Below are 21,292 nucleotides of genomic sequence, written 5' to 3'. Positions count from 1 at the left end.
TGATTAGATTTTGTGATACATTTCTTCGTGTTTACGTGCGTACTCCATTGGAGAGAGGCCGTCGTCGGCTTCATCCGAAGGATTGTGATTACCATTGTGCACGGCCTGATGTGTCTCATCCGTGTCATGGTTGGATTCAGCGAGTTGCGTGCGCAATTCGCTGATGGTAGTATCGCGTTCCTCGATCTGACTACGGAGAGTAGCGTTTTCCTCGGTCAGTTCGTTGATGCGATTTTCCTGAGTAGTGATGGTCTCGTCGTTAGTCTCAACGAGAGCATGTTCCACGTTGCCGCTTTCGATATGTGAGTTGATTTCGGCAAGTTGTTCGCCGTTAAGCTGAACATGGCCGTCAACCATCTGAAGGTCGTGGCAGGTGGAAAGGTTTTGCAATGCTTCAAATCCTTTCATTTCAGTAATTTTTTTGTTAGACATTTCAATTGCTTTTGCAACGGCATCTTCCATGTTTCCAATGCCGTCAATGAGTGAGCCTACCACATCCTGAGCGAAATAGGTTCGTCCCTTGAGCTGGTCGTCAGTCGCCGTTTGGCGATTGGCCTTCACATCGTTGCGGAAGTCTTCAGCCAGAGGGTTCAGCAGGTTTTCGCGGATAGGTTTCACATCGCCTTCAAGGGCGCTTTCATAATCGGAGTTTTTCTCCTCACTGCCGTCGGCATAGATGCGCAAGCTGATGTAGCCATCTTGGTCAACGGACTTTTTCGGGTAGCCGCTAATCTCGATCATCGTTCCGATGCAGCCAATCATGTTGCGGCGGTCGTGGGCCATGATGGCACCGCAGTAGGAAGCAACATAGTATGCAGCACTGCACATATATCCGTCGCAATAGGCAACAACAGGCTTTTCACATGCGCGGATGGCATCTGCCAAGTCGCGCACGCTGTCAGCAGCACCACCGCCGGAATCGACAAGCAGGATCGTACCAAGAACGCGAGAGTGTCTGTCACCTTGAAGCAGGAACTGTGCGATTTCTCGCGTTCCGTATTGGCACATGGTTCCGTCACGCATCATCACACCTTCGAGGCGTATGACGCTGACGAGGTAGCCTTCCGGAATCGACGGATAGTCGGAATGATTGAGTGTATAATGGTAATACGACTGAGGCAATTCTTCATCGTCATCAGTCTCGTCATATTCAACGATTGGATATTTCGATTTGAGGCGTGCAGCCCCAACCATATCACGATACAAGCCAAGCGCAGCAGAGGCGCTCATAGGGTCGAGCATCCACTGCCGTGTCCTGGCAATTTGGTAAAGCGTATTCTTTCGCATTGTCTGTACTTTTTGAAACAATGCAAAAATAGAATTGACGCATTTTTCTTCGGTGACTGATTTATCGTGTCAGTATGCCAGTAAGTGTGCGGTATTGAACCGAAATTCTTGTTTCGTGCGTGTTGATGCCGTCATAATTCTCGTCCCATTGCATACGGACAGGATATTCCTTTGTGCCGATGGCGAAGTGTCGTCCGTCAACAGTATTGCAATGAAGGACAACCGGGCGTTTGACATATTTGCGCGCCAGCTTCAAGTCATCTTCTGTTCGGACTGCAAACGAAACGCTACATTCAAAGCACATTCCGTCCGATTCGTCAACGGTTTGCTCACTTATTGAAGAGTTCGACTGGTCAATAGACTTGAACCAATGAGCGTTGTCGATTACGGGGTCATCACCTCCACGTTGGGCGGGCTGTTCCTGCTGCACCCAAACATCGTTGACTTCGTTTTGCTCGATGAAGCCTATTTTTTTCAATCCTGCGATGGTCATAATTATGTATTTTTTGAGTTAAAATTTCGGTTACACGAAATCGTGTTATTTTTGTTTTTTGAGTTGAAATTTCGGTTACACGAAATCGTGTAAAATTCAATAGAAAACAGGCGAATATCTGTACATTTCGTTTTTATCTCGATGCCGAATATAGTCCATTTTCAGACTTCTGATGAGTTTCTCAGTTGGTTCGATATGATATTGTAGGAGGAATGTCGTGATTCCTTTCTTCAATTTGATTCGATGCTGTTCATCGGAATCAGACATTTCGTCATATTGCTTTTCGACATAGATGTCCATTGCGACTCTGAACTTGTCTTTGAAGTTGTCTTTGAAGAATTTGTTTACTTTTTTCACGCCTTTTGGAGACAGGTTGTCTCGAAACAATGTGTCGCAGTAAATCACTTTTTTCTTTTTGTGGTTGTAAACCTGCCTGAGTTCAGGGACAACGATGCGAAGCATCTTATAGCCTTCCGGAACCTCTACGACATCTTCATCTGAAACAGGTTTCAGTTCAAGATGAGGTTTCATTATAGCCAACAAAGTACTGTCACGCTCAAGCGTGATGACTTCGCTTTGCCTCGACTGAGTGATATACGAATAGATGTGCGATTCCACGGGAACTAAGATTGTCCTTTCTAACTCTTGCATTGCAAAAGTATCATCGTGTTTCTTTTCCATGTTTACTTTTTTATCTTCCATAGTCATGTTTTTTTGTTTTTGATTATTAATGTACTTGAAAAAAAAATCAGGGCAATTACGAAAACCGACGTAGATTTGTAGATTTCGTTGTTTTTACTATTTAAATCACTGAAATATAATAGAATAAAATTTTCAAAAACATTGTAGATTAATGTAGTTACCGTAGATTTCAACATTATTAATCTACGATTTCTACAATATCTACAATTAATGTTTTTATGTAACTTGCTGATTTCCATTTTTAATCTACATTATCTACGAAATCTACGCTATTATTTGAATTTCCGTTTTTTTTTTTGCCTGTTAAAAGAAAAAAAAATCAAGTGTTTTCGACAAAAATCGAGTTGAAAGCCTCTTCCGAAAGCCATTCCTTTGCTTCAAAGTGATAAACTCTTCCTTTCCTTTCGATATAGTTGATGTCATCGGTATAGATTCTGAAGTTGGTCGCGTTACGCGCCACCAGTCCCTTGTCGTTAAGGAATTCCCTGATCTTCATCTTGTCGGCGAAATTATACTGAGCCTTGACCAGGTCATAAATGCTGTCGAGCGACATCTCTACAAAATCCTTTCGGCTGTATTCAAACTGTTTCTCAACCACATACTTCAAGTTCTTCACCAGAAGGTTCTCTGTGCGTGACTGGATTTTCTTCAAGGCCGGAGTCGCATAGTCTTCGGGAGCGAAAAACAGGCGGTTCCTTTCCTCGTGGTATAGCTGGCGGTTTGATAGGAAAAACAGGAAGGCCGGTATTTCGGCGTTCATGTGCTCAAGCATGTGCGGGTCGCGCTGTCCATCAGGAATGGTGCCGACCTTTATGATGGCGTAGCGTGTTTCTTCCAGTTCAATCTTCAGAAAGTTCGTCTCATCGTTAGAGCACATGATCAGCTTCGAGAAGTTAGGCACTTCGCCGGCTTCCTTTCCCTTTTTCTCAATCGGGATGGTGGGGTTGGTGGCAATCATCTTCAGGCGGTTGACAACCGTCGGCTTGTCGGTGTCGATGAACGATTCGTCGACAGCCACGATGAGTTTGCCGGCCCATGAGCCGTTGAACTTGCTTGAGATGCGTTCGCTGTCAAGAATCCTCATGTTCTCAAGGAAGATGGAGCGCAAGAGGTTAAGGAAAGTGGTCTTGCCGGTTTCGCGTTCGGTGCTTATGAGGCAAAGTATCGGAAGTTTCTGGCATGGCTTCAGATAGCACATCTGGATATAGTCGAGAGCAAACTCGTACATCGATTCGCCATTGTTGTTCTTGTAGTCGAAAATGTGGTGAAGCAGCCTGTTGATGGTAGGCCACCGTCCTTCGGAAGGCACGTGCGTCACAGGGCAATAGCGGTTGTAAAGCATAGAGCGCACGCCGTCTTTCTCCGAAACGATTTCCGCCTTGTATTTCGCCGGGTCGTTTTCTGGGATGTTGGTGAAGGCGTCGAATTTGGCGATGCCCTTCAGGAATTCCTTCGAGTTGGAATAGTCGGCCTTGATGGTGTCGGCGTTCCAGTCTTCAAGGTTGAGTTCGACCTGTCCGTTTGGCTCTTTTTTGACGACTAGCTTGTAGTAGGCCGTACCCACTCGGATGTATTGCCTTTGCGCGCCGCCCCAGCTGCGGACAGGCTTGTCCTTGTCGTTGATGTAATAGACGATGCCGTTGTACTTGAAATCGTGGTCTTTCAGTTCGTCGTGGTAATTCTCGTAGAAATTCTCAACCGAGAAAAGCCCGAAAATCTGCTTAATCTTGCCCGATGCAAGCCCGCTTATGCGGTAAGTGTCGATATACTGGCGGTCGTTAGCCCCTGCGGTCAGCGATTTCAGCTCTGCCAGCACGCTCACTTCATCGACATTTCTGCTGCAAAGCAGGTCGTCGATGCCTTTCTGGTCGGCGTTGCACTTGCGCGAGACGTGGGCGAAATAAAGCTGCACGTCGTAAGGCTTGATGAGTTCGTTGAAGGTGTTGAGAGCATTGTAGAAAGAATTGAGGCGCGTCGTCAGCTCCTTTCCTTCGGCCCACGTCATGTCAAGACAGTCGCGGTCGAAAAGCAGGACCACGTTTTCCACCTTGCACCGCTGCATGATGTCTATGATGTATGGGTGCAGCTCGTCCTTGTCGCGGTTGCGGTAGTTCTGTATGCCGCCTATGCCAATGCAGGGCACACCGAGCATGGAGAGCTTGAAAGCCTTGAATTCGCCTTCGGTGACGTAAAGCGTCTTGATCTGTTCCTTGCCCTTGTAGGCTTTTATGACGGTTGGTGTCGAGAAAGGGATGCTTTCCGTTCCCTTTGTCTGCACGTATTTAGGGCCATCGCCCGGTGAGGCCTTGCGGATGCGCGAGAACTGGCGCGTCTGCGAGTTGCCGTGGTTGTACCACTCCACGGCACCGTCGGGCGAAAGGTAGTTGATGGAAATGTCGCCTTTCTCGGTCTCAGTGAAAAACTTCCAGCCCGCAATGGAATGGACACCGTCCTCGCCGATGGCGCGGAAGGTGTTAATTTCGTCAGTTATCCCCAATTGGCCTAAACGTTCTTTCAGGTATGTCATGGTAAAATAGTTCTTTATGTGAATTCCTCAATGTCGAATAATACACCCTGCATGTCAGTCCTTTCTGTTTGCAAGCCATTCTTCGGCCCTTTCAAGGCCGTCTTTGCCTTTTCCGGCAATAAACCTTTTGATCCAGCAGCAGCTTTGCTGTTCCTCGACCGTGAACACGCCTGACAGGTCGGCGACGATGCGGAATTTTTGTTGTTTGCTCATTTTTTCGTATCCTCGTTTTCGGTTACTATCTCGTAGAATCTGTTTTCTTTGTAGTGGTCATGGTGATAGATGATGTCCTTGACAGGTCCGCCTTTCATCACTACCCGTCCGTCCATCACATACAACCATTGGTGTTTGACGAATCCGACAAACAGTCTTTCGACTGTAATAGCATCTTTGAGCATGAACAATTTCATCTCTATTTCTTCGAATCCTCCGCTATTGAGCACAATCTTCGTATGCTTGTCGCATTCATATAATCGCAGTATGAATTCATTAGGTGTCATTTCGAGACTCCTTCCTTGATTACTTCCAATTGGAAAGCTTCCAATTGGAAATTCTTTGCCGTAGGAATTTCAGCATACCATGTTACGAGTGAGCCATGTTCACACATTATATCTTCAGGTCGGACTTCAACAGCTGTTAATCCTGCTGGCTTTTCCGTTACTCTGATAAAACAGAACATTCTGCCATATTTCAGAACTCTCCATGCGCAATCTTTGCATTTTGAAGTCACTCCGATTTTTTCAATCGATTCGATTTCTTTATCATAATCGTATTGAATGCGTTAACCTTTTCCACCGCTTTCTAAGAGGTTAAAAAGATTGGGGCGAAATAAGCCTGTATCTTGGTCTAAGTTCCAACCATTATCGATAATTCCTCTTATAGTTTCGCCATTCTTGAAAAACACATCAACTATACTTCCATTAGGAAACAGATTACTTTCTTTCCTGTAAGTTTTTCTTAGTTCTTGTAATTGAAGGTCTAAATTGTCAATTATGTCTTGAATCACTTTGTGCCTTATTACAAATTCATTCCTATTCATTTCGATGCTCCTTTCATGCGCTAATGCAATTTGCCAATGTTTCCACCAATGCCTTGGCCATGTTGACCTCTACGGCATTACCTATGTATTTTTTCTGTTCGCTCTGTGTACCTATAAGGACATAGTCAGACGGGAATCCCATAATGCGCTTCAGTTCCTTGACCTTCAACATGCGCATACGAATGTCGATGATGTTGTATAAAGCCATAAACTCCTTGACTTTTACTGTCATCGGCGAGTCATCCTCAAAGATGGCTATTCCGACACCTTCATTCGTTGAAACAAGATATGGCGGCATCTTATCCATTCTCGCAATTAAAGTAAAGCAAGGCTTGTCGATGCTGCCGCCAGAACTTTCAAATTGCGGATTCATCAGGTATTGTTTCACCGAAACAAGCTTTTGTTTTGGCGTAGGCATTACCGTAGGATTTGGTTTATCCAAGCACGATAATTGTCCGCCTGCGCCATACTCATTCTGATAGAACTGAGTCGTCACCAATGCGAAGCGGTCTTTACCCGTAGCCGTTGGTGCCGGTTCCTCGATAGAACGGTTAAAGCCATTTCCATAAAAAGCCGTCACAAACGAGTGATGGTCTATACAGGTTGGGCTTCCTGCCGGTTGGTCGATGCCGATGTTCTTTCCATTAGGGTCTCCGCTGAAGTGTTTTGACAGGAACTGAACCTTTGCCAGACCAAGGCGGTTTTGAGCCGCCACGGTAGGACATGGCTGGTCAACACCAGGAGCAACGTATTTTTTCGTCTTCTGATTGACAGAATTGTATTTCACGATAAAAGCGTCTTTTCCTCCAGCCACGAACTTGACCAGACCTGCATAGATGCGTTCAAGTGTCTTTTCGCAAAGAGGCTTGTTGCGTGTGAAGATGCTTTCTCCTTCGTCATCGAGGTCGAGCACTTCACTTACAGGCTTCCATTTGTGGTAAACAGTTCCGAAAATTTCAAGACTCTCGTTGCCGTTCTTGGAATAAGTAGGCACAGGGAACATCATTGGCAAACCATTCTTGCCGAATATGGCAAAGAATCGTTTGCGGCTGGTGTAGGCACCAAAATCGGCTGCATTCAGTATGCGGTAGTCGAAGTTGTAGCCATAGCTGCGCACATGGTTCACCCACGCCATGAAGCTGCGCCCACGGTCGCGGCTGATCGGATGGCCCTTGGCATCCACATCGCCCCAGCTCATGAATTCTTCCACGTTCTCTATCTGTATGTAATCGGGATCAAGAACGTCTATATACCTAAATAGGTGTTCGGCAAGCGTGCGGCTGTCGGCATCACGAGGCAAACCGCCCTTGGCTTTGCTGAAGTTGGTGCATTCGAGCGAAGCCCAAAGCACCACCTTAGCGTTTGGCCACTGTTCTTTGAACATTGCCAAATGCGCTGCCAACGGTGCAATATTGAGAGTCCTGATGTCCTCAGTGAAATGCAGTGCGTCTGGATGGTTGGCGGCATGGCTGGCGATGGCGTGTCGGTCGTGATTGACGCAGGCAATCACCTTGGCGCATTTCTCGCCACCGATTCTTGCGGCTTCAACGCCTGTGCTTGTGCCTCCGGCACCGCAAAATAAATCAACGTATAGCAAGCGAATCATCAGTTTCCTCCTTCCTTGCAATATTTAGCTCTAAGGAATCGCACGATGCCATCAAGAGTCTTATCGTAACTAATTGAATTATACTCGAAATATTTTCCAGGCAGCTTGCTCTCACTTGGTACATAAAACGAATAACATTTATAGGCTTTCAGCAGTTTGCCATTTTCGGCTATGAATGCGCGTCCGCTGTCGTACCAGCCGAATTCCACATTATATCCGTCGATGACTGCGCTATACTTGGTAGCGACTTTTTGCAGGTTGAGTTTCATGGCTTGCCTCCTTCCTTGTTCAAATTCCTGTAATGATGCCTAAGCAGGCGTTCTACCAGCTTGTCCATTCCTGTCTCTTGAAGCACCAGGCTTCTTGCGATTCGGCGGATGTCGTTGTGGTCGGAGGTGTCTATGTCTTTCAATTCGGTGTCCAGCTGTGCGGAAAGTTCTTCGATGCGGTCAAAGTCCTTCATGCTGAAGGCACGCTTCGCGATAAGCTGCACTTGTTCGCTGACATCCTCCAGCTCGTCGCAAACCCAGCAGCAATCGTCTTTCGTCCTCTGTCGTATGTCCTCGATACAGGCAACAAGCTCACAAAGCCGCGTGATGATTTCGGTATGTGTCATCGTGCGCCTCCTTCCTCGATGATTTCGACAGCATTTCCAAGGTGATAAGTGTCACAAAGGAACTTGCTGAACTCATCCGCTTCGGATAGTACTCGTCCGCAAAATTGATGGTCAATATCGGAAATATGCTTTCCATCTGTGACATACCAAAAGTAACGTTCAGGAAGATCGGCATATCGATGAAGGTTGATCAGATCGTCGTGCTGATTCGAGGAGATAATAAGACGAGTGTCGTTTTGAACCAATTCTGGCAGTTCTCCTTTTTTTTCGCGTTGTATAAGTCTGTGTGCAGCAATTTCGTGAAAGATTTCAAAGCAATCTCTATATATGGAGAAATCATCTACCATCACAATGCTTTTCCCAGCCCATTTTTCATTGAAACGAGATACAAGTCTATAGATATCGGTTATTACCGCTTCACCATTCGAGATCCTCTTTACGAGATCTAAAAATGTTGTCTTTCCGGATTCCTGCTCTCCCGATAGCACAAGCACGGGGAGCCATTGTCCAGGATGCTTGATAAGGACATGTAGGTAATCGATTGCTAAATTCTTTTTTTGGCCGAACAGGTTGTCAAGCAGGAGATTGATGTTCGGGAAATTTTCCTTAAAGTAAGTCATTCCGTTCATTTCGCGCCTCCTTCCTCGATGATTTCGACTTGGTAATTGTCGCGGATGTAGTTGCACACGATGTCTGCTTCCGTTGGCGAAGCGATGTTTCTCTTTCCTGTCATCCAGCAGTAAACGGTTGAGTATGGTCTTCTTAATTTTGATTGCAAGTCTATAATGACCTGTCTTTTACTCTTTTCTGAGAGTTCGCCGAAAAACTCTTTCAGCGTTTTTTGTACTTCGTCTTTCATTATGTATTTAATTTGTAATTCGAATGCAAATATATTACAAAAAAGTAATATATTACAAGTAAATAGTAATATTTTTATTCATAAAATTACATAATATTGAAAATCAATTAAATATAATTGCATTATGATTAACATTTTGAGAAACATTGAGGAAATTCGAAAGGAAAAGCACATTAAACAGGCTGTTATCGCTGAAATATTAGGCATCAAGCAACCCGCATATTCTGTTTACATCAGTAGGGAAAGTGATATTACCTATAGCAGATTATTACAAATAAGTAATGCACTTGGCGTATCACCTGTTGATGTATTGACTTGGCCAGAGAAATACGTTCCAGAGAGTCAACAGGCCAAAGTCTGTGAAAACTGCATTGAAAAAGACAAAATCATTCAGAACTTGAATGAATACATTGAAATATTAAAGAAAGGAAAGAAAAATGTCTAAATTCATTATTGATGTGTTAAGTGACATGGTAGATGCAAAAAGAGAAATTGATAAAAAGTTTGGTGATGGATACGCTAAAAATCACCCTGAGCTGATTTCTTCCATTCTGTTATCTGCATCTATTCAAAACGCTGCGGATTCTATAGCAGGAGAGATACAAGATTTGCACAGGGCTGTGTCTTCCTTAGATTTTGACAATTGAAAGGCTTCGATATTAGTTTGTCAAAATCGGCGCAAGGACTTATAGAATGGACGAGCACGTACGCCCTAACTCATTTGAAGAATAATAGATAAAGACAGCCATGTTGTATCTGGATTTTTACAAAAAATATCCCTATTGCGTTTACTATTACTTCGATACAAAAACAATCGTTGTAAAAAACAGAAATTATTCCGTTATCGCAGAATACATTGCCATAGACGGATTTGATTACAAAAGTGAATTTGATTCTTTCTCATGTGATTTTGAAGATTGCATCCGAGAAAGTGACAGTTATATCCAAGGCTATTTGTATGACGAAGGAAAAGAACCTATTTTTGATAATGGGAAATGTCTTGAAAAGCATCTTGAAAACTATATGAAAAGGAAGAATAAACTTGACAGATTTCTTCTCAATTTCAAATCGAATGGTTTATCTTTTATGCACTAAAAATAATAAATCCCGGGTCAGAAACGGGTCAAAAAGAGAGCGCAAAACGCTTGCGGAGAGAAAGTTATCTCTCCGCAACTCGGGTCAAAAACGGGTCAAAACAATTGCAAAAACGTCAAAAAACACAAAGTGAAATTATTGAGAATCAACTGAATGAAAGAATATAGAAGGGTTGTTTCAATTCCCTTTCTCTCCGCTGAACAAATGGCGTAACAAGGTGACAACCAAAAGTTACGCCATTTTTCATTTCTCTTACTCAACCACAAAAACGTTATAGGTCTATATTTCCCGCAAATCCAACCTAAATTCCATAAGCCCTCCAACCATCTGCCAGTGCGTTTGTGGTTTTCGTTTTGAGGTTTTAGGTGGTATGTCGCTTCTTCTCCTACACATTGATTGCCATCGCTTTCCTTATCGCTAAATGTGCCATTCGCCAAGGCTTAATTCGCCCTCATTTCGTTAACGCATCGGCTGTCCGAGGAAATCCTGTCCCTGTTTGCCAATATAGGTCTTTGTGAAAAACTTTGTTTTTACCATCCGCCGCCGCCGGCATTGACGGTTGTTGCCATGGAATTGAGGGTGACGGTGGTCTGCTGTCCGCCTGAATAGGTGACGTTGCCCGTGTAGTAGCCGTTCCAGTTGTCGCCGCCGGAAATTGTCCCGTTGTATTTCACGGTGTAAGTCTGGCCGGTGGCAAAATCGGGATGGGAGAGTAGGAACTTGATGCCGCTGCCACCGCCCGGACCGCCACCGCCGCCGCCTTGCAGGGTCGGGCATTGGTAGGTCACTACGACTTCGCCCGAAGCGTTCAGGACTTGGATGGCATATCCTGCTTGTGTGTTGATTTTCAAGGATGGTTGCGTGCAGACATTGGCCGTCGGGTTGCTGGTGTCGCCGCCTGTGCCACAGACAATGCCGCCCGTGATTTTGAATTGGTTGTTGTCGCAGTCGAAACCACATTCCGGCTGTCGGGCTCCGTTGGCTATGGTGAGGCCTCCATTGATGAATAGTGTGCCGTTGGAATCGATGGCGTCGTTGTTGTCGGAATGACAGTAGATTGTCCCGCCGTTGATAGTGAGATTGTCGGCTGTGTTAATGGCATCATCGCCTTTCGAATAGGCTTCAATGTTGCCGCCGTTGATGGTCATTTGGGCTTTGCTTTCAAGACATTCGCCGCCTTCGTTGTTCTGGGTGCAGTTGATGGTGATGCTGCCGCTGTTGATGGTCATGTCGCCTTCGCATTTTATGGCTTTAGGATTGGCATATTCGCCTTCACCTCCTGGGCCTCCTCCAGGGCCTCCACCGCCGCCGCTGGTAATGGTGATGCGTTCACCCGAAGTGGAAACGTTGATAATGAGGTCGCTGTCGGGCGCATCGGCGTGTCCGATGGTCATGTTGCCGTCGGCATTGATGCCTTTGCCGCCTTTGCCGGTGCTGGTGCAAGTGAGATTGCCTGCAAGGATTTCCAGGTTGCCGTCGCATTTGATGCACGAAGAAGTGTAGGCATCTTTCGTGTTGCCTGAAACGGTGTAGCTTGCGCCGTCGCCGTGAGTCTCAAGTTCGAAAGTCCCGCCGCTGATGATGGCGTCTCCGTCGCAGCTGATGGCTTTGCCGCCATCGTTTGAGCTTGGCAAATTGATGTTGAAATTGCCGCCTGTAATGTTGATTTCGGTATCAATCTTAATGGCAGAACAGTAGGATGTAACTTCTTGGTTTTCTTCTTGTTCCACAACGGTTTTTCCTGATGCGGTAATGGTGATTTCACCGCCGCTGACATTCAGATAGGCACTCTTGATACCTTTGGAAATGTTGCCGGAATGATTGATTTCGATGCTTCCGCCACTAATGGTGACCAAATCATCACACTTTATGGCTTTGCTGTCGTATCCCGAAGTGTTGATTTCAACCGTGCCGCCCGAGATGCTCACGGTTTCCGAAGCGGTGAGGCCTTTCGTATCGTCGTTTGTGGAGTTGATGCTGATTGACCCGCCAAAAATGTTGATGTCGGTCGAACTGTCTATGCCGTCGGAACCGGAATGTAAAATGCTGATTTCTCCATTGGTTTGGGTGAAAGAATCGACGTGCAAACCATCGCTTTGGGCATCGCTGATGATGATTTCCCCGCTGGAAACGATAAGGTTTCCTTCTGTAAAAATGCCGTGTTTTGTGTTGCCGTTAATGTTCAAAGTGCCGTCGCCTTTGGTGAAAGTCAGGTCGCTAGCCGAACAAATTGCAGCCTTTTGTGCCCCGTTGCTGCCGTCGGAAAGGGTGGAGGTTCCGTTCAATTCGACGGTGGCATTTGTCTCGGACGCAATGTCGATGACGGCCTTGCTTGCGCTTGAGAGATTGGCATTGTCGAGGATGAGGTCAAAATCCTTGCTGCTCATGAAGGTAATGGAACCGTTGCTTGTTGTTCCTGACAATGAATAAATTACGTTTGCTTTTGAGGAACTGACCACCACATCGGCCTGATTATTTGAAACGCTGACACCTTCATTTGAAAACGGATTCGTGATTTCAACGGAATTGCCGTTGTAAACAATCCGAACGATGTCGCCTGAAGGGGCTTCCTCGATGCCGAAGGTGATGCTGTCAATCATCGTGACGGGGAATGAAGTCTGTCCGCTTGTGGCGTCGACGACGGCAGATGCCGGATTGCCTTGGAAAGTGATGCCGTCGATATTGTGAACCGCATCGTTGTAAATGACGGCTCCCGAATGGTGCAGGTAGAGGTGTTGCTCGTTTTGGGCATTCAAACTGATGGCAAACAGAACGCCAATGATGAGTGTCAAGGTCTTTTTCATAGTTTTATCAGTTTGAAATTCTGTTTGTTAATGTTCACATAATAAAGTCCTTGCGGCAGTTTAGTGATGTCGATGCTTTGACCGCAACCGACGGTTTCCTGCTTGACCAAACGCCCGTCAAAGGAATAAATGTTCATTTGCTGAAATCCGTTTATTCCGCTGATTGTGAAACTGTTGTCGGCAGGATTTGGAAAAATGCCGATGTTTTTCGCTTCGTTTTCAGCCGTGGCTAAAACTTCATTGAAAGTCACTTTTCGGATTTCGGAAATGGGAATCTGAATGTCCGTTCCGTTTTGGGTGATGACCAGAATTTCGTCGTTCGGGAAAGAAATCCTGTCGTTTTCGTCGAGTTGGTAAATCTGTTCGTCGCCGTTATGACGTGTTATAACAGCTTGAATTTCAGTTTGCTGTGCTTTAACCGTGTTTCCGATACTTAGGATTGCAAAAACAAGCAATAGCATTTTTTCAAGTAAATATTTCATATCATAAGAATTTGAATGGACAAAAATAGGGAAAATTATATCACTAAAAAATTGAGCAACCTAACATGGAGAAAAAAAGGCTTGAAACGTGAATTTGTGGATTTGAAATCAACATATTGGAAGAAAAATACAGGACAAAATGTCGATAGGCCGAACAATATTTTTCTAAACAAGCCTTTCCAATGCTTTTTCCATTCGCGGCACGACAGGCGAGAAATGCGTTCCTTCCACCAGCTCGAAAACGACTTTGCCTTGACACTTTTCCTTTAGCATGGCTGCGATTTCCGAGGTCTTTTCCTCCACCGTCGCCATCCGTTTTTCCTTGGCTTTTTTCTCCTTTTCGCCTAACAGAAGGCAAATGTTTTCCACTTTCGGCGAAATTTCGCGCGTCTTCACCCATTCGGCAAAACCATCATACCACAATGAGCCGGAAATACTGATAACATTTTGAAAGACAGCGGTATTGAGAGCCGACCAAACAGCAAACAATCCCGAAAGCGACACGCCCATCAAAGTTCTTTGCGGATTTATCAACCCCAATTCATTTTCTGCTTTCGGTACGATATCGTTGCACAATTTCGTCAGGAAAACCGAAGCTTGTCCGCCAAAAGGCTTTGCTTTTTTGAACACGCCCGAAGCAGGCCAAGGCGTGAGGTCATTGTTCCAATCGACGCCTTCAATCATGACGAATGTAAGTGAGAAACGCTCTGCAAGTTCCTGCAAGTCAACATTCAAATCTTTCGAGACACCCTCGGGAAGAATCAAATAGCAGACCTTATTGGTTTTATATGTTGTGACGAGGGAATAATCCATACTTTTTTGGTTTTCAGTTATCAGTTATCAGTAAAAATTGTTCAAGATTGTTCAAAAAAGTTCAAAAACGCTTTCCACTTTCCAACTTTCCACTTTTCAACAAATAAACGATTAAACCTAAAACGATTCAACCATCTCTAACAGCCGCTTCAAAAGCCGCAGCAACTCACCGTTTTCGACGAAGGACGCAATGTGCCCATCGCAAAAACGCTCACCCCGATTGATGAAAGTGAACATGGTTTTCAGTTCGTCCAGATTGTATTCTTCAATCGTTTTTCCCGATTCCATGAGTGCATCGTAATGCGACAAATAATCATAATCTGGTCCCATAAAGCCCAATGCCTGTGTGACCTCTGTTGGATAGCAAGGATAAGGATTGTATTCGATCTTCGGATTGGTTTCGAGAAAGGCTATGCAAGCCTTGATTTCTTTTTTATCTGACATAAGATTCTCTTTTTCAACTCACAAAGGTACGATTTATTTCCAAAATTGCAATTATTATTCCGCCGCAACTATGATTTTCTGTCACTTACGGCGGAAGTATGATTCTAAAGAAGATGTAGGCATGCCGAATTGAAGCGGAAGCTGAAAACCTACCTGAAGTCAGCAGACTCCGGGCTCACTTTTTGTAACACTATCTTGGGAACGTGAAGAATCTGTATTTGCAATGACTTTAAAGAAACAATTTGTGCTGCGAATGCATAAAATCGTTGTACAAAAATATATGCCATATCTTGAAAATCAATAAGATATGGCATAAAATTGTGAACCCGCAGGGAATCGAACCCTGAGCTAAGGAACCGGAATCCTTTATTTTATCCATTAAACTACGGGTCCTTTATGGACTGCAAAAATATAAATTATTCCTTCATAAAAGGTCTTGCTCGTGGAAAAAACTTATTTTTGCAAAATAAATAAACCATTTTGATAACCGTTTAAATACTAATGAAATGAAAAAATCTTTCTTTTTGGTGATGCTCGCTTTTATGGGCTTGGGTCAATTGAATGCTCAGAATTTCTCTGTTGAAAACACGTTCCTTAATGCTCCAAATAGGGGAGTGACATACACTTACGACTTTGAAGGTGAACCTGTTCTCACCGATTGGACTACCATTGATGCTGATGGCGATGGTTATGATTGGTTCAATGGTCATCTGTTAGGCACCGAAATGGGTCACAATGAAACCGATGGCTGGGCTTGCTCGGAATCCTATCAATATCCAAATGTCCTTACTCCAGACAATTACCTCGTCTCGCGTCAGTTTTTGGCCAGTGCCGATGCCAGCATTAGTTTCTGGGCTTGCTCGCACGATGAAATCTATCCTGAAGAACATTTTGGCGTGGCAGTCTCTACCAAAGGAAACACTGATCCTGCTGATTTCACGACCATTGCCGAATGGACTATCCCGAACAATTGGAACAAGGGCCAGAGCGAATGGACGGAATACCGTGCCGATTTGAGCCAGTATGAAGGTCAAATGATTTACGTTGCCATTCGCCATTTCAACTGCACCGACCAATATAAATTGGATGTGGATGATGTCACTATCATTGCTGGTGATTATGATGCCGTAAGTGAAACACAGATTGAGGCTTGCGTTGCGCCGAATCCTACCCATGGCAATGTGACCGTCAAGGCTGATGGCATGAAGCAAATCGCCATTTTTAATGCACTGGGACAGAAAGTCTTCAGCCTTGCTGTCGATGCCGATCAGGTGGTGTTGGATTTGAGCCGGTATGAAACAGGCGTTTATTTCTTGCGCATTGAGACTGAAAACGGTTGCAAAATGCAACGCGTGGTGGTTGGCGAGTGACCATGACATAGATTTTGAGACAGACAGCCAATTACAATCTGACCAGTGTCTGCTCGGTTGGCATCGTTGTGGTGTGCGATGGTGAAATCACCGACAAGTTTTATGCCCTCATTCTGCCCGAACCGAATTTTTATTGCCGTTGGAATACGCAAGTCCATGGCTTGACGCAAGAAGACACCGAAGATACGCCCGTATTCCCGAAAGTTTGGCGGCAGGTCGAGCCTTTGATTGAGGACTTCAAATGGTGTATGCCGTTATCCGTGTAAGAATATTCTTGGGTATCCAACCAACCAAGACCACAACTGATTGTAGATTATTAGTGTCCGCTAAATTGTATGAATAGAGGTTCAAAAAAATCTAATAGTCAGTAGTTTTTTTTGTTGTTAAAATATTGACATCAATAATAAAAAAACCTCCCCCGAAAAACCGGGAGAGGCTTCCAACATTATGATGAAAAAACTCTTATTAAGCCAACTTTGCTGTGTATTTCGTCAGCTTTGACTTCAGATTGGCAGCCTTATTCTTGTGGATGATACCACGCTTGGCAACCTTGTCAATGATTGAGTACATCTTTGGCAGCTTGGTTTCTGCTTCAGACTTGTCGGTCAATGTTCTGAACTTTCTAACTTCGTTACGCATGCTCTTGGCATAGTAGCGGTTGTGCAAACGTCTTTTTTCTGTCTGACGAATTCTCTTGAGTGACGATTTGTGATTTGCCATATCTATTTTTACTTTTTGTTTCTTTCTTTATCGGGCTGCAAAATTACAACTTTTATCGTTACAAACGCTTAAAATTTCAATTTTTTTAATCTTTCTGAGTTGTAAAATTTTAATTTGTTGATAATCATATTATTATTCCTGTAAAGTTCATCTTGTCTTCATCATTGCAATGCTCGAATTCCGAAAGTTTTATATTAATAAAGGTGTTTCTTTCGGCATTAATGGCCTTGACTTGTATCGGAATGTAGTTCTCGCCATAGCCTTTTGCCGTTCCTTTGGCATCGATGCGCTCAATCAACATGCGTTGGGTGTGGCCTTGCATCATGCCGAAATAGCGGTTTTTGTTCTCCAAGGAGATGGCACGCATGATTTCGCTGCGTTCGCTTTTGACTTTTTCGGGAACCTGGTTGGGCATGGTGGCGGCTTTGGTGCCACTACGCACGGAATATTTAAAGGTGTGAATGTGGCTGAACCCGATTTCGCGTGCAAAGTCGCAACTTTCCTTGAAATCGGCATCGGTCTCGCCAGGAAAACCCACGATGATGTCGGTCGTGATGTTGAAATCAGGGCGGAAGGCCTTGATTCTTTCGCACATCTCGCGGAATTGGGCGGCGGAGTAAAAACGGTGCATTTGCCGGAGCGTGTTTTCGCAACCGCTTTGCAGGCAGATGTGCATGTGTGGCGCCAGTTTTTCGTGCTGAAAGAGTTCAAGGAAACGGTCAGAAAACTGGTCAGGCTCAATGGAGGAGACGCGCACGCGAAAATCACCATCGATGTTGAGAATGTTTTCAACGAGTTGCTCGAAATTGGTGTCTTCGTATTGATAACGTCCCATGTTGACTCCGGTCAGAACGATTTCCTTGAAGCCGTGAGCGACGACTTCCCTGATATTGTGATAGATGTCTTCTGCAGGTCGGCTGGTGCTGCGGCCTCTTACGGTCGGAATGATGCAGTAGGAGCAGTAGTTGTTGCAGCCGTCGTGAATCTTGATGAGACTGCGCGTGTGAAAAGTATCGAAAGCAGGCTGATAACTGAAAAGATCGCGGTCGTAGCCTTCTGGGTCGCTGGCGCCTTTTTGGAAATGGTCGTTGATGATGTCAAAAATGGCGGCTTTGCGTTCGTTGTCGATGACATAGTCGGCAATGCCCGATTGGAGCAGCTCTTCCTTGTAATTGTTGACCATGCATCCTGTGATGGCAATCAGTGCATCGGGATTCTTGCGACGTATCTGATGGATGGCCTGGCGGCATTTTTGGTCGCTCTGGTTGGTGACGGTGCAGGTGTTGACAATGAAGACATCGGCGCTTTCGTTGCTTTCGGCAATTTCGTAGCCGTTGGCCTTGAATCGCGATGCCAAGGCGTCAGTCTCAAACAGGTTGACGCGGCAGCCCAATGTCTTGAATGCAATTTTCATAGTTCGATTTTTGGGGAAAGTTTAATAAATATGTCTTTCAGTTAGCTTGGCTTTAACGCCTCGATTGTATCGTTATAACGTTATTTCGTAATTTCGGTATTACGAAAATCAAATATTTCTAGTACCATTGCATTCAGGATAGTTTGAACAACTCCAGAAAGCATTGCCTGCGTTTTTACCTTTTTTAGCCATGCGTTTTATCATGGGTTTACCACATTTTGGACAAATTGGGGCATCGGTTTGGCTACTTTGTTCTGCCCGATAAGCAAGCCTTTCCGCAGTTAAAGCTTCTGTGAATCCTCCTTCCTCTTTGAAATTTTCAAGTTGGTTCTCAATTTGCTTGCCCAGCATCATGATAAGACGATTACAAAGGATAAGGAGACAGTTGGCTTCAATTATTGAATTTTTTGAGCAAAGCCATTTGTCAAATTTGTGTTTTTGTTTTAGGATGTGTATGCAGCTGAGATGCTGCACATCGTCTTTGTAAGTTGGACGGTCTAATGGAATGCTGCTAACGCTATTGTGTTCTTCTGATTTTACCGACCATGGGATTTCCTCATGCCTCATAAGCCAGTTTATATAGTCGTTGGCTAATTCCGCCAGACTTGCCCGTGCTACATCGGTGAGGCGCATCTCGGTCTCTTTTGATGTGGAATGCCGTGAGTTACCTTCTGCGATATTGGCAGGAACTGAACGCGCAGCTTGTGTCATTTGGTCGTATTGCCGGCCGCAAGGGTCATTGACGTGGTTGAAGTAACGGGTGCAGAAATCTTGTGTGGTAAGTTGTATCACGTTGGCCAGCACCCATGTGTCCAGCCAAAAATATCCGAATCTGTTGATTTGCATCTTGTATGTGTTTTGATTGGCAAAATTACTAAATATTCCATACATTCAAGATTTCGGAATGCTGTGATTGGTTCTATTGCCAAAATTACCCTTATTCCAATTCTCCTTCAATGGAAAGTGGTGTGGCAACTGTCACTTTCACCTTGACGATCTGGCCGATGAGGCTTTCGTCGTCGGAGGCAAAGCGGATGACAATCTTGCCTTCGGTGTGACCGTTGAGGTAACCGCTCTTGCGGTCGTGGTCTTCAACAAGCATCTTTACGGTCGTGCCGACCAGGCTTTCGTTGTAAACGAGGCTGTGTTTCATCAATTCGTCGGTGAGGCGATGGTAACGCTCGCGCTTCACTTCCTTTGTGATGTCGTCGTCCCAGCCGGAGGCGACGGCGCCTTCACGCACGCTGTATTGGGCAATGTAAGCCATGTTGTATTTGAATTCTTCCATGGCTTTGCGCGTGTTTTCAAATTCCTCTTCGCTCTCGTGGGTGAAGCCGACGATAATATCAGTGAAAATGGTTGCTGTTGGTAGTACCTGTCTGATAGTCTGAATGATATGGCGATAGGTTTCCATGTTGTGATGACGGTTCATACGCTGCAGCATGGTATCGTCGCCCGACTGAATCGGGATGTGAATCTGCTTGGCGAGACAATCGTATTGCGCGATGACTTCGATGACTTTGTCAGTCATGTCGCGTGGATGCGGCGAGGTGAAATACACCCAAAACTCCTTGCCCGATGTCTTACCGTATTCGCCGACGCGGCGCAGCAGTTCGGCGAAATTGATTTCCTCGCCGTTTTTGTCCAAGCCATACGAATTGACATTCTGTCCCAACAGGGTGATGCGCTTGTAGTCTCTTTCCACGAGACTTTTCAGTTCGGCCAAAATGTCTTCGCTTGGGCGCGACACTTCGCGGCCTCTGGTGTAAGGCACAGCGCAGTAAGTGCAGAATTTGTTGCAGCCGTTTTGAATCGGGATAAACGCCTCGAAAGTCGATGCCTGGCAAGGTGTGATGGCCCAGAAAGGCTCCATGTTGGCTGAAGGATTCACCTTGTCGTGTTTGTTGAACAGCGGCATTTCAGGCTGAACCACAGGCTGATACGGAATTTCTTCTCCCATTTTCAAGGATGCCGGCGTGACGATGCCATACTGACGGATCATGTCGGGGAAGTTTGGCAGTTCGTTCATCGGGAAGACCAAATCGAAGAGCTTGAGGAAACGCACGCGGTCGGCAGGCAGAATGCAACCAGAAACAAAGGTGATGACATTCTGACGGTTTTTCATGGCGTTCCATTTCTCGATGCGGCCATACACTTTGTCGATGCCTTTCTGCCGCACGGAACAAGCGATGACGCCTAAAATGGTGGCTTCGTCTTCGTTGTCGGTCGGGACAAATCCCATGCGATGCAACACGGTGCGCACGCGGCCTGTGTCGCTTTGGTTCATCTGGCAGCCTAAGGGGAGAAGATAGTATTTCATTGTGTGATTTTTGTTTTGAGTTGCAAAAATAGGGAAAAATATGAAAATGACCTTATTCAACAAAAAAAGAGGCTCGTTTGAACCTCTTCTTCAGGGTGGGAGGTGGGATTCGAACCCACGACCCACGGAACCACAATCCGGTACTCTAACCAACTGAGCTACACCCACCATCTGATTTGCGAGTGCAAAAGTACAACTTTTTTTGAAAATGGATTCATTTTTGGAGAAAAAAATCTTTATAAAATGAATGTTTTTGCCTTGAAATGATTTAAAAAATTGATTTATAATATTTTATGATATAATAAAAAACGAATATTTTCGTTTTTTGACCTGTGGATTGTGGCTTGTCTCAAATGAAACCTGCCAACTTGATAAGCTGGCAGGTTTCATTTGAGGATTTTGAGTTGGAAACAGTCTGATTTTACAGACGTTTTCAAAGTATGGCTTCAACAAAAGGATTCCTTTTGAATCCACAATTTTCAATCTGTTTCAATCATTCCACCCTAAAACGTTTCGTGCATGAGCTGTTTTCGGTCTGAATGCGGATCAGATACATGCCTGTGCCGAATTGCGCCATGTTGATGCTTGACGTATCGGCATCAAGCTCCATGTCGACGACGGTCTGTCCCAAGGTGTTCGTTATGGTAATGTGTTGCATTCCGGGAACTTCAATATTGATGTCGCCTGATGTCGGGTTAGGA

Annotated in this window: 25 protein-coding genes, 2 tRNA genes and 1 pseudogene; 4 read left to right on the top strand and 24 right to left on the bottom strand. The window is 45.0% G+C overall.

Annotated features, from left to right (window positions below; genetic code table 11):
- Positions 1-3: 3 nt before the first annotated feature.
- From AC06MN_RS05350 to AC06MN_RS05290, 13 genes are all read right to left on the bottom strand, one after another.
- A complete protein-coding gene (locus AC06MN_RS05350) occupies positions 4-1,287 on the bottom strand; it encodes a S49 family peptidase (RefSeq protein ID WP_475671322.1) in 1,284 nt (427 codons plus the stop codon).
- A gap of 61 nt (positions 1,288-1,348) precedes the next feature.
- Complete coding sequence (locus tag AC06MN_RS05345) at positions 1,349-1,780, bottom strand: hypothetical protein (RefSeq protein WP_475671321.1); 432 nt, start codon at positions 1,778-1,780, stop codon at positions 1,349-1,351.
- Positions 1,781-1,876: 96 nt separating this feature from the next.
- A complete protein-coding gene (locus tag AC06MN_RS05340; protein WP_475671320.1) occupies positions 1,877-2,482 on the bottom strand; it encodes a hypothetical protein in 606 nt (201 codons plus the stop codon).
- A 319-nt stretch (positions 2,483-2,801) separates the two neighbouring features.
- Positions 2,802-5,009, bottom strand: coding sequence for a DUF5906 domain-containing protein (locus tag AC06MN_RS05335; RefSeq protein ID WP_475671319.1), 2,208 nt, complete (start codon positions 5,007-5,009; stop codon positions 2,802-2,804).
- 54 nt (positions 5,010-5,063) lie between these two features.
- Positions 5,064-5,222 (bottom strand): hypothetical protein, encoded by a 159-nt coding sequence (locus AC06MN_RS05330; protein ID WP_475671318.1) that lies wholly within the window; start codon positions 5,220-5,222, stop codon positions 5,064-5,066.
- Positions 5,219-5,509: a hypothetical protein gene (locus tag AC06MN_RS05325; protein ID WP_475671317.1), complete on the bottom strand. Its 291-nt coding sequence runs from the start codon at positions 5,507-5,509 to the stop codon at positions 5,219-5,221. Before AC06MN_RS05325 ends, AC06MN_RS05330 begins: the two co-directional genes overlap by 4 nt.
- Positions 5,506-5,688, bottom strand: coding sequence for a hypothetical protein (locus AC06MN_RS05320; RefSeq protein WP_475671316.1), 183 nt, complete (start codon positions 5,686-5,688; stop codon positions 5,506-5,508). Before AC06MN_RS05320 ends, AC06MN_RS05325 begins: the two co-directional genes overlap by 4 nt.
- A gap of 102 nt (positions 5,689-5,790) precedes the next feature.
- Positions 5,791-6,048 (bottom strand): hypothetical protein, encoded by a 258-nt coding sequence (locus tag AC06MN_RS05315; RefSeq protein WP_475671315.1) that lies wholly within the window; start codon positions 6,046-6,048, stop codon positions 5,791-5,793.
- Positions 6,049-6,061: 13 nt separating this feature from the next.
- Entirely contained in the window at positions 6,062-7,654 is a 1,593-nt protein-coding gene (locus tag AC06MN_RS05310; protein ID WP_475671314.1) for a DNA cytosine methyltransferase, read from the bottom strand.
- A complete protein-coding gene (locus AC06MN_RS05305; RefSeq protein ID WP_475671313.1) occupies positions 7,654-7,923 on the bottom strand; it encodes a hypothetical protein in 270 nt (89 codons plus the stop codon). The genes AC06MN_RS05310 and AC06MN_RS05305 overlap by 1 nt, the downstream gene beginning before the upstream one ends.
- Entirely contained in the window at positions 7,920-8,270 is a 351-nt protein-coding gene (locus AC06MN_RS05300) for a hypothetical protein (RefSeq protein ID WP_475671312.1), read from the bottom strand. Before AC06MN_RS05300 ends, AC06MN_RS05305 begins: the two co-directional genes overlap by 4 nt.
- Positions 8,267-8,890: a primase-helicase family protein gene (locus AC06MN_RS05295; protein ID WP_475671311.1), complete on the bottom strand. Its 624-nt coding sequence runs from the start codon at positions 8,888-8,890 to the stop codon at positions 8,267-8,269. The genes AC06MN_RS05300 and AC06MN_RS05295 overlap by 4 nt, the downstream gene beginning before the upstream one ends.
- Before the next feature lie 5 nt (positions 8,891-8,895).
- Positions 8,896-9,129 (bottom strand): hypothetical protein, encoded by a 234-nt coding sequence (locus tag AC06MN_RS05290; RefSeq protein WP_475671310.1) that lies wholly within the window; start codon positions 9,127-9,129, stop codon positions 8,896-8,898.
- Positions 9,130-9,253: 124 nt separating this feature from the next.
- Here AC06MN_RS05290 and AC06MN_RS05285 point away from each other — a divergent pair, with 124 nt between their 5' ends.
- Positions 9,254-9,574: a helix-turn-helix domain-containing protein gene (locus AC06MN_RS05285; protein ID WP_475671309.1), complete on the top strand. Its 321-nt coding sequence runs from the start codon at positions 9,254-9,256 to the stop codon at positions 9,572-9,574.
- On the top strand, positions 9,567-9,776 hold the full coding sequence (locus AC06MN_RS05280; protein WP_475671308.1) for a hypothetical protein: 210 nt from the start codon (positions 9,567-9,569) through the stop codon (positions 9,774-9,776). Before AC06MN_RS05285 ends, AC06MN_RS05280 begins: the two co-directional genes overlap by 8 nt.
- A gap of 978 nt (positions 9,777-10,754) precedes the next feature.
- Here the strand turns inward: AC06MN_RS05280 and AC06MN_RS05275 are convergent.
- The 5 genes from AC06MN_RS05275 to AC06MN_RS05255 form a co-directional block, all read right to left on the bottom strand.
- Positions 10,755-13,028: a carbohydrate-binding domain-containing protein gene (locus AC06MN_RS05275; protein WP_475671307.1), complete on the bottom strand. Its 2,274-nt coding sequence runs from the start codon at positions 13,026-13,028 to the stop codon at positions 10,755-10,757.
- The gene (locus tag AC06MN_RS05270; RefSeq protein WP_475671306.1) at positions 13,025-13,510 is read right to left on the bottom strand and encodes a T9SS type A sorting domain-containing protein; all 486 of its coding nucleotides are present in this window, start codon (positions 13,508-13,510) and stop codon (positions 13,025-13,027) included. Before AC06MN_RS05270 ends, AC06MN_RS05275 begins: the two co-directional genes overlap by 4 nt.
- 165 nt (positions 13,511-13,675) lie before the next feature.
- Positions 13,676-14,323 (bottom strand): alpha/beta hydrolase-fold protein, encoded by a 648-nt coding sequence (locus tag AC06MN_RS05265; protein WP_475671305.1) that lies wholly within the window; start codon positions 14,321-14,323, stop codon positions 13,676-13,678.
- A 117-nt stretch (positions 14,324-14,440) separates the two neighbouring features.
- Positions 14,441-14,767 carry a DUF6508 domain-containing protein gene (locus AC06MN_RS05260; RefSeq protein WP_475671304.1) on the bottom strand — a complete coding sequence of 109 codons (327 nt, stop codon included), beginning with the start codon at positions 14,765-14,767 and terminating at the stop codon, positions 14,441-14,443.
- A 321-nt stretch (positions 14,768-15,088) separates the two neighbouring features.
- A tRNA-Arg gene (locus tag AC06MN_RS05255) sits at positions 15,089-15,160 on the bottom strand.
- 113 nt (positions 15,161-15,273) lie between these two features.
- Here AC06MN_RS05255 and AC06MN_RS05250 point away from each other — a divergent pair.
- Both AC06MN_RS05250 and AC06MN_RS05245 read left to right on the top strand, forming a co-directional pair.
- Complete coding sequence (locus tag AC06MN_RS05250) at positions 15,274-16,137, top strand: choice-of-anchor J domain-containing protein (RefSeq protein ID WP_475671303.1); 864 nt, start codon at positions 15,274-15,276, stop codon at positions 16,135-16,137.
- 11 nt (positions 16,138-16,148) lie between these two features.
- Positions 16,149-16,370, top strand: a pseudogene (locus AC06MN_RS05245) (3'-5' exonuclease family protein); the annotation flags it as partial.
- Between the two features lie 232 nt (positions 16,371-16,602).
- On the opposite strand, the gene rpsT reads toward AC06MN_RS05245, so the two are convergent.
- The 6 genes from rpsT to AC06MN_RS05215 all read right to left on the bottom strand — a co-directional run.
- Positions 16,603-16,857, bottom strand: coding sequence for a 30S ribosomal protein S20 (gene rpsT / locus AC06MN_RS05240; protein WP_475671302.1), 255 nt, complete (start codon positions 16,855-16,857; stop codon positions 16,603-16,605).
- A gap of 124 nt (positions 16,858-16,981) precedes the next feature.
- Positions 16,982-18,271: a tRNA (N(6)-L-threonylcarbamoyladenosine(37)-C(2))-methylthiotransferase MtaB gene (mtaB, locus tag AC06MN_RS05235; protein ID WP_475671301.1), complete on the bottom strand. Its 1,290-nt coding sequence runs from the start codon at positions 18,269-18,271 to the stop codon at positions 16,982-16,984.
- 108 nt (positions 18,272-18,379) lie between these two features.
- On the bottom strand, positions 18,380-19,117 hold the full coding sequence (locus AC06MN_RS05230) for a four helix bundle suffix domain-containing protein (RefSeq protein WP_475671300.1): 738 nt from the start codon (positions 19,115-19,117) through the stop codon (positions 18,380-18,382).
- 91 nt (positions 19,118-19,208) lie between these two features.
- Positions 19,209-20,591: a tRNA (N6-isopentenyl adenosine(37)-C2)-methylthiotransferase MiaB gene (gene miaB / locus AC06MN_RS05225; RefSeq protein WP_475671299.1), complete on the bottom strand. Its 1,383-nt coding sequence runs from the start codon at positions 20,589-20,591 to the stop codon at positions 19,209-19,211.
- Positions 20,592-20,684: 93 nt separating this feature from the next.
- Positions 20,685-20,760 (bottom strand) — tRNA-His (locus tag AC06MN_RS05220).
- A 324-nt stretch (positions 20,761-21,084) separates the two neighbouring features.
- The coding region (locus tag AC06MN_RS05215) for a T9SS type A sorting domain-containing protein (protein WP_475671298.1) at positions 21,085-21,292 on the bottom strand (208 nt) is incomplete at its 5' end.

Source organism: Candidatus Limimorpha sp. (genome assembly GCF_056203535.1).
This window is presented reverse-complemented; position numbering and strand designations above follow the sequence as displayed.

Coding starts and splice junctions, on each gene's coding strand:
- AC06MN_RS05295 (WP_475671311.1), bottom strand. CDS start 8,890: ATGACTTACTTTAAGGAAAATTTCCCGAACATCAATCTCCTGCTTGAC.
- AC06MN_RS05230 (WP_475671300.1), bottom strand. CDS start 19,117: ATGCAAATCAACAGATTCGGATATTTTTGGCTGGACACATGGGTGCTG.
- AC06MN_RS05340 (WP_475671320.1), bottom strand. CDS start 2,482: ATGGAAGATAAAAAAGTAAACATGGAAAAGAAACACGATGATACTTTT.
- AC06MN_RS05345 (WP_475671321.1), bottom strand. CDS start 1,780: ATGACCATCGCAGGATTGAAAAAAATAGGCTTCATCGAGCAAAACGAA.
- AC06MN_RS05275 (WP_475671307.1), bottom strand. CDS start 13,028: ATGAAAAAGACCTTGACACTCATCATTGGCGTTCTGTTTGCCATCAGT.
- AC06MN_RS05290 (WP_475671310.1), bottom strand. CDS start 9,129: ATGAAAGACGAAGTACAAAAAACGCTGAAAGAGTTTTTCGGCGAACTC.
- AC06MN_RS05310 (WP_475671314.1), bottom strand. CDS start 7,654: ATGATTCGCTTGCTATACGTTGATTTATTTTGCGGTGCCGGAGGCACA.
- AC06MN_RS05250 (WP_475671303.1), top strand. CDS start 15,274: ATGAAAAAATCTTTCTTTTTGGTGATGCTCGCTTTTATGGGCTTGGGT.
- rpsT (WP_475671302.1), bottom strand. CDS start 16,857: ATGGCAAATCACAAATCGTCACTCAAGAGAATTCGTCAGACAGAAAAA.
- AC06MN_RS05315 (WP_475671315.1), bottom strand. CDS start 6,048: ATGAATAGGAATGAATTTGTAATAAGGCACAAAGTGATTCAAGACATA.
- mtaB (WP_475671301.1), bottom strand. CDS start 18,271: ATGAAAATTGCATTCAAGACATTGGGCTGCCGCGTCAACCTGTTTGAG.
- AC06MN_RS05300 (WP_475671312.1), bottom strand. CDS start 8,270: ATGACACATACCGAAATCATCACGCGGCTTTGTGAGCTTGTTGCCTGT.
- AC06MN_RS05350 (WP_475671322.1), bottom strand. CDS start 1,287: ATGCGAAAGAATACGCTTTACCAAATTGCCAGGACACGGCAGTGGATG.
- miaB (WP_475671299.1), bottom strand. CDS start 20,591: ATGAAATACTATCTTCTCCCCTTAGGCTGCCAGATGAACCAAAGCGAC.
- AC06MN_RS05335 (WP_475671319.1), bottom strand. CDS start 5,009: ATGACATACCTGAAAGAACGTTTAGGCCAATTGGGGATAACTGACGAA.
- AC06MN_RS05330 (WP_475671318.1), bottom strand. CDS start 5,222: ATGAGCAAACAACAAAAATTCCGCATCGTCGCCGACCTGTCAGGCGTG.
- AC06MN_RS05285 (WP_475671309.1), top strand. CDS start 9,254: ATGATTAACATTTTGAGAAACATTGAGGAAATTCGAAAGGAAAAGCAC.
- AC06MN_RS05270 (WP_475671306.1), bottom strand. CDS start 13,510: ATGAAATATTTACTTGAAAAAATGCTATTGCTTGTTTTTGCAATCCTA.
- AC06MN_RS05325 (WP_475671317.1), bottom strand. CDS start 5,509: ATGACACCTAATGAATTCATACTGCGATTATATGAATGCGACAAGCAT.
- AC06MN_RS05305 (WP_475671313.1), bottom strand. CDS start 7,923: ATGAAACTCAACCTGCAAAAAGTCGCTACCAAGTATAGCGCAGTCATC.
- AC06MN_RS05280 (WP_475671308.1), top strand. CDS start 9,567: ATGTCTAAATTCATTATTGATGTGTTAAGTGACATGGTAGATGCAAAA.
- AC06MN_RS05265 (WP_475671305.1), bottom strand. CDS start 14,323: ATGGATTATTCCCTCGTCACAACATATAAAACCAATAAGGTCTGCTAT.
- AC06MN_RS05320 (WP_475671316.1), bottom strand. CDS start 5,688: ATGTTCTGTTTTATCAGAGTAACGGAAAAGCCAGCAGGATTAACAGCT.
- AC06MN_RS05260 (WP_475671304.1), bottom strand. CDS start 14,767: ATGTCAGATAAAAAAGAAATCAAGGCTTGCATAGCCTTTCTCGAAACC.